Origin of the sequence: Paraburkholderia sp. Cy-641, assembly GCF_011752945.1 — a bacterium.
GTDB lineage: Bacteria > Pseudomonadota > Gammaproteobacteria > Burkholderiales > Burkholderiaceae > Paraburkholderia.
The window spans coordinates 1-6,411 of the sequence record NZ_VWWM01000118.1 but is presented as its reverse complement, the minus strand read 5'-3'; the positions used below and the strand labels follow the sequence as shown (position 1 = coordinate 6,411).

The following is a 6,411-nucleotide window of genomic DNA, read 5'->3' as shown; positions in this document are numbered from 1 at the left end:
GGTGCTGCCGGCGCGCGCGCAGGTGCGTACGTTCACGGCCGCCGATCTCGAAGCGGACGCGCCGCACGTCGCGAGCGACTGGTCCGCATGGTGGCCCGCACACGGTGCGTGGCTGCCGCTCACCGACCGCGCGGGGCATGCGCTCGGCGGCGTCGTGTTCGCACGCGAAGCAGCCTGGAGCGCGACCGACTGCGCGCTGCTCACCGAACTGGGTCAGGTTTGGGCGCATGCCTTCGAGGCGTTCGCGCCGCGCGCCTCGTGGCTCGAACGCGCGCGCGCCGTGCTGCGGCCCGGCCGTCAGCAGCGCCGCGTGCTGATCGGGCTCGCGGTGGCCTGCGTGATTCCGTTGCGCCTCACCGTGCTCGCGCCCGCCGAGGTCACGCCGAAAGATCCGTTCGTCGTGCGCGCGCCGCTCGACGGCGTGATCGACCGTCTCTACGTGAAGCCGAATCAGCCGGTGCAGCGCGGCACGCCGCTGCTCGGCCTCGACGCGACCGCGCTGCAATCGCGCTACGCGCTCGCGCGCAAGGACTTCGATGCCGAACAGGAAGAGTTCCGCCAGACCGCGCAGCTTGCCGTCACCGACGACCGCACGCGGCTCGACATGGCCGAGCGCAAAGGCAAGCTCGACCAGAGCCAGGTGCAGCTCGACTACACCGCGCAGCAGCTGGCGCGCGTGAAGGTGAACGCCGAGCGCGCGGGGGTGGCAGTGTTCAGCGATCCGAACGAATGGACCGGCAAGGCGGTCGCGGTCGGCGAAAAGATCCTGCTGCTGGCCGACCCTGCGCGCGTTGAGTTGACCGCGTGGCTGCCGGTTGCCGACAACATCGACGTGAAGCCGGGCGCGACGCTCACGCTGTATCCGAAGAGTTCGCCGCTGTCGAGCTACGAGGCACACATCGACTCGATCGCGTACCGCGCGGAGCCGACGCCCGACGGCGTGCTCGCGTACCGCGTGCGCGCGAGCTTCGTCACGGCCGACGCCAATGCGCCGCTCGGCGCGATGGGTACCGCGCGCATTCGCGGCCCGTGGGTGCCGGCGATCTACTACGTGCTGCGCCGCCCGTTGACGCTCGCGCGTCAGTGGCTCGGCTGGTGAGGCGCGGCGCGCCCGTTCGACAGCGTCAATTCATCGCATCATGGCCCGACTTCCGCAACTGCGTCAGGAACTGACGCTCACACGAGGCGCCGCGACCCCCGAGGGCGCGCCGACCTGGATGCTGCACGATCCCGCGGCGAACCGCTTTTTCCAGCTCGGCTGGCCCGCGTTCGAACTGCTGTCGCGCTGGCCGCTCGACGATCCGCGCGCGATCGTCGAGAGCGTGAACCGCGACACGACGCTTACCGTCACGTCCGACGATCTCGACCTGCTCGTGCGCATGCTGCGCCAGCAGAATCTGCTGATCGCCGCGAGCGCCGCCGACACCGCGCGCCTGCAACAGCACGCCGACGCGCATCGCACGACGCGGGCGATGTGGCTGCTCAAGCACTATCTGATGATCCGCATTCCGCTCTGGCACCCGATGCCGTTTCTGCGCCGCGCCGCGCGCTTCGCCGGGTTCGCGTACCGGCCCGCGTTCTGGTGCGTGGTGGCGGTGTGCGCGCTGGCCGGGCTGTTTCTCGCCTCGCGCCGCTGGGACGAGTTCCTGCACACGTTCCACGGTTACGCCGACTGGCGCGGCCTGATCGGCGTGGGCATCGCGCTCGGCTGCGCGAAGGTGCTGCACGAATTCGGCCATGCGTTTACCGCGCAGCGTTACGGCTGCCGCGTGCCGACGATGGGCGTCGCGCTGCTCGTGATGCTGCCCGTGCTCTACACCGATACGACCGAAGCGTGGAAAGTGCCCGAGCGCAAGAACCGCTTGTGGATCGGCGCGGCCGGCATGCTGAGCGAAATCGCGCTCGCCGCGTTCGCGACACTGGCGTGGAGCGTGCTGCCCGACGGACCGCTGCGCGCCGGCGCGTTCCTGCTCGCGACCACGACCTGGATCGCGACGCTCGCGATCAACGCGAGTCCGTTCATGCGCTTCGACGGCTACTTCCTGTTGTCGGACTGGCTCGACATGCCGAACCTGCACGACCGCGCGTTCGCGCTCGGCCGCTGGTGGCTGCGCGAAGGGCTGTTCGGCCTCGGCGATCCGCAGCCCGAGCCGTGTTCGGCCGCGCGGCGGCGCTTTCTGATCGGCTTTTCGTTTGCGACATGGCTGTACCGGCTCGTCGTGTTCATGTCGATTGCGCTCGTCGTTTATCACGCGTTTTTCAAGCTGCTCGGCATGCTGCTGTTCTTCGTCGAATTCGGCTGGTTCATCGTGCGGCCGATCTGGCGCGAGGCCGCCGCGAGCTGGCAGCGGCGCGGTGAATTGCGCTGGCGGCGCGAGACACGCAGGAGTGTTCTGCTCGGCGCGGCGCTGCTGATCTTTTTCGCGGTGCCGTGGCACGCGGGCGTGAGCGCGCCCGCAGTGCTTGGGCCGCAACGCGCGCAGGGACTCTACGCGGTCGGACCCGGCTACCTCGCCGCCGAGCCGCCGCCCGCGCGCGACGGCCAGTTCGTGCATGCGGGCGAGACGCTGGCGGTGCTGGTGTCGCCCGATCTCGACTATCGGCTGAAGGCCGCGCAGGCCGACGAAGCGCAATTGCGCTGGGAAGTCGAACAGCAACCGTTTGACGAGCGCTTGCAACGCCAGGGCACGGCGCTCGCGCGCCGTTGGGACGCTGCGCGCGAGACGGTGACGGGCTTGCAGGCGCAGATCGCGCAACTGACGATCCGCGCGCCGTTCGACGGCCACGTGCAGATTGCCGGCGATGCGCTGGCCGCGGGCATGTGGCTGCCGCGCGGCGAGCGCTTGTTCGATCTGATCGCGCCGACTGGCGTGAAGGGTTTTGCGTTTGTCGGCGAGAGCGACGTGGCGCGCCTGAGGGCGAGGCAGAGCGCGGTGTTCGTGGCGAACGTCGCGGAGCTGCCGCGTCGCGCGTGCCGTATCGAGGCGATCGACAAGGTCAACGTGGCGACGCTCGATCAGCCTTCGGTTGCGAGTACCTATGGCGGGCCGATTCCGGCCGAGTACGATGCGAAGACGCATCAGCTGGTGCCGTTGCAGGCGACGTGGCAGGTGCGCTTCGATGCGTGCGACGGTGTGCCGGCGATCGGGCGCGAGGTGAGCGGGACGGTGCAGTTGGGAGCGGGGCGCGAGAGTTTTATCGGGCGAGGTGTGCGGTATGTTGTGGCGATTTTGCAGAGGGAGGCGGGGTTTTAGGGGGCTTTGCGGTATGACTCTCGCTGCGCTGCCGTGCTGCCGCGCTGTGTAGGGCCTCGCTGAGGCGGGGCATATTTTGACTGCAAAACAATAGTTAGAGCAGTCGCTGCATTGCCATTGTCACGCTATGTGCGACGAACAGAGCTATCTATCGATCTTCGCGTGGCTCGACTTCAATTGAATCCAATGTTTCGCTAATAAATCGTGTTGCTCGTAGATCACCGCCGGTAATTTCGTGCTCGCGCCTGTCGAGAAATCGAATCTTCGTGTCGATTAACGGTGGTAGATTCTCCTTCGCTCTGAAGCGGCGAGCAGGTTGTCTGTAACGCTGATCTATGTATTTTTCTTCGAAGAGATGATTTGGCGGCAGAGACCGACGCGCTCGGCTACAGCGATGTTTCCGGCCACATACCCGAAATAAAAAGGCTACTAGACAAGGCTTTGCACCTATCGGCAGAGCAGATCGAATTAGCGGGCAAGCGTTGTCATCCGCACAGCGGTTTCAACGTGCGCACCGTCGATACCTTGCCTAACGACCCGCCGCATTCAGCCTGCGCCACAACGTCGTCTTGCTGATGCCGAGCGCCGCACACACCGCATCGCGATCACCGCCATGCGCCGCGAGCGCCGCGCGGATTTCATCGGCTTCGACATGACGGCTGCGTTCGCGCAGCGTCAGCACGGCGGGCTTCGCGCGCGCGACGGGTTCGACGATTTCCGGTGCGACCGAACGCAGCATCTCGCGCGTAACGATGGCCGAGTCTTTCGGCAGGGCGTTCGCACCGCTGCCTGCCGCGAAATCAGCATCGCTTTCTGCATACGCACAGGCACCCGCATCCGCAAGCTCCACCGCAATCCGCTCGATCACATTCTGCAATTCGCGCACATTACCCGGCCACGCATAGCGCCGCAATGTCGCGCCGAGTCCCGCGAGCATGCGCGCGGCGGTCTCCGTGTCGGGCACGCGCGCCGCCAGCCTCGGTTCGCGCGCGGCGGCCTGGCGCAGCAGTTCGGCCGCGAGCGGCAGTAGATCACCGGGCCGTTCGCGCAGCGGCGGCAGCGCAATGCTGAGGATATTGAGCCGGTAGTACAGGTCCGCGCGAAAACTGCCGTTCGCGACGCTTTCGGTCAGCGTGCGATGCGTCGCCGCGACGACGCGAATATCGACGCGCACCGGCTCCGTCGAGCCGAGCCGTACCACCTCGCGCTCCTGCAACACGCGCAGCAGGCGGCTTTGCAGCGACAACGGCATCTCGCCGATCTCGTCGAGAAACAGGGTGCCGCGATGCGCGACCTCGATGAGCCCCGCCTTGCCGCCCTTGCGCGCGCCCGTAAACGCCCCTTCCTCGTAGCCGAACAGCTCGCTTTCGAGCAGCGCTTCGGGAAACGCGCCGCAATTGATCGCGACGAACGCGAAGTCGCGCCGCGCGCTCAGTTGATGCATGCTCTGCGCGACCATTTCCTTGCCGGTGCCGCTCTCGCCGAGAATCAGCACGGTTGCGTCCGACTTCGCATAACGCGCGACGAGCGCGCGCACGCGCTGGATCGGCTCGGACACGCCGACGATATCGTCGAGCCGGTAGCGCGCGGTGAACTGCTGCACGCGCTGGCGCGAGCGCAGCGTGCGGTCGAGCCGCTCGAGCGCGCGCGATTCCTGAAACGTGAGCACGGTGCCGCCTGCCGTGCTGTTGCTCGCGAGCGGTCCGCGATGCACGACGTAGCTCGCGCCGCGCACGGTGCAGAAGCTGTCGCCGTCCGCATCGGGCAGGCTGCCGGCGAGGTCGGGCGCGAGTTCGAGCAGCGTGCGCCCGACCGCCTTCGCGGGATCGATGCCGAGCACGCCGGCCAGCCGCTGGTTCATCACCTCGACGCGGCCTTGCGCGTCGAGCGCGACGACGCCGTCGCGCAGATGTTGCAGCAGCGTGTCGAGCCGCTGGCGGCGCACGGTTTCGCGGCGCGTCGCCTGTGCGACTTCGAGCGCGGTCGCGAAGCCGGCGCGTATCGAGGCGCGCGAATAGAGAAACACCGCGCCCATGCCCGCGTTCGCGGCCAGATCGGTGACGAGGCCGGGGCCGACCACGACGTCGATGCCGCGATCGCTGAGGTCGAGCACGACGCTTTCCGCGTCCTGCGCCGATTGATACGACGCGAACGTCACGTCGAGCGTGTAGGCGGCCATGAAGCGGCGCACTTCGTCGGGCGTGTCGCCGTGCGTGACGAGCGCGACACGCTTGCCCTCGCGACGCGCGCGCGCGAGCGCATGCATCACGTCGAAGCCGGTCGCGTTGATCCGCACGACCGGCACCGACACGCGCGTCTTCAGATACGCGCCGTTCGAGCCGCCCGCGATCACGACGTCGGGCCGCGCGGCGCCCGCGCCTTCGATCTCGCGCACCGCGTCCTCGAAGCCGTGCGAGACGATGCGCAGATCCGCGCGCTCGACGTATTCGCCGGCGATCTCGAAGAACAGGTCGCGCAGGCGGCTGATGGAGAGCGCCCAGATGCGCGGGCGCTGCGCCGGTTCGTAAAGTGGCGTGCTCAAGGCGGTCGGCTCGCGGGAGAGTGGAAGTGCCTAAAGTGCCTATTATGCGGGCATTCATTGCTGATTTGAAATCAGCATTTCATTTTTGAAATGAAATGCGGCGGCCCGCGTGCGGGCGGTGGCGGCGGTCGCCCATCAAATCAGGCACTTAGCCGGCGCCTGGCGAGCCGGGCAGGGGCTGGCCCGTTCTTTGCATTTGAAGCGACGGTCCACGGTTTCAAGTCCAACGCCCCACCCGTATCTGGAGACAATCGATGAGCGAAGCAGACAACAGCACGCCGAACTCGGGCGCATTCAAACCGAAGAAATCCGTCGCGCTGTCGGGTGTGACCGCGGGCAATACCGCGCTGTGCACGGTCGGCAAGACCGGCAATGACCTTCACTATCGCGGCTACGACATTCTCGACATCGCCGGCGCCTGCGAATTCGAGGAGATCGCGTATCTGCTGGTCCACGAAAAGCTGCCGACTGCCGCCGAACTGAAGGCTTATAAAACAAAGCTCAAGGGCCTGCGCGGACTGCCCGCCAACGTCAAGGCCGCGCTCGAATGGATTCCGGCCGCCGCGCATCCGATGGACGTGATGCGTACCGGCGTTTCCGTACTCGGCACCGTGC

The 6,411-nt window shown here is 67.2% G+C and carries 4 protein-coding genes; 3 read left to right on the top strand and 1 reads right to left on the bottom strand.

Features of this window, described 5'->3' with window-relative positions:
- Together F3J20_RS31450 and F3J20_RS31445 are read left to right on the top strand one after the other, a co-directional pair.
- Positions 1 to 1,099, top strand: a 1,099-nt coding sequence (locus F3J20_RS31450) for an HlyD family efflux transporter periplasmic adaptor subunit (protein WP_167285816.1), incomplete at its 5' end; no start/stop codon positions are given.
- Positions 1,100 to 1,139: 40 nt separating this feature from the next.
- Entirely contained in the window at positions 1,140 to 3,254 is a 2,115-nt protein-coding gene (locus tag F3J20_RS31445; protein WP_167285815.1) for an HlyD family efflux transporter periplasmic adaptor subunit, read from the top strand.
- 529 nt (positions 3,255 to 3,783) lie between these two features.
- Here the strand turns inward: F3J20_RS31445 and prpR are convergent.
- Positions 3,784 to 5,796: a propionate catabolism operon regulatory protein PrpR gene (gene prpR / locus F3J20_RS31440; protein ID WP_167285814.1), complete on the bottom strand. Its 2,013-nt coding sequence runs from the start codon at positions 5,794 to 5,796 to the stop codon at positions 3,784 to 3,786.
- A gap of 254 nt (positions 5,797 to 6,050) precedes the next feature.
- Here prpR and F3J20_RS31435 point away from each other — a divergent pair.
- The coding region (locus tag F3J20_RS31435) for a citrate/2-methylcitrate synthase (RefSeq protein ID WP_275691496.1) at positions 6,051 to 6,411 on the top strand (361 nt) is incomplete at its 3' end.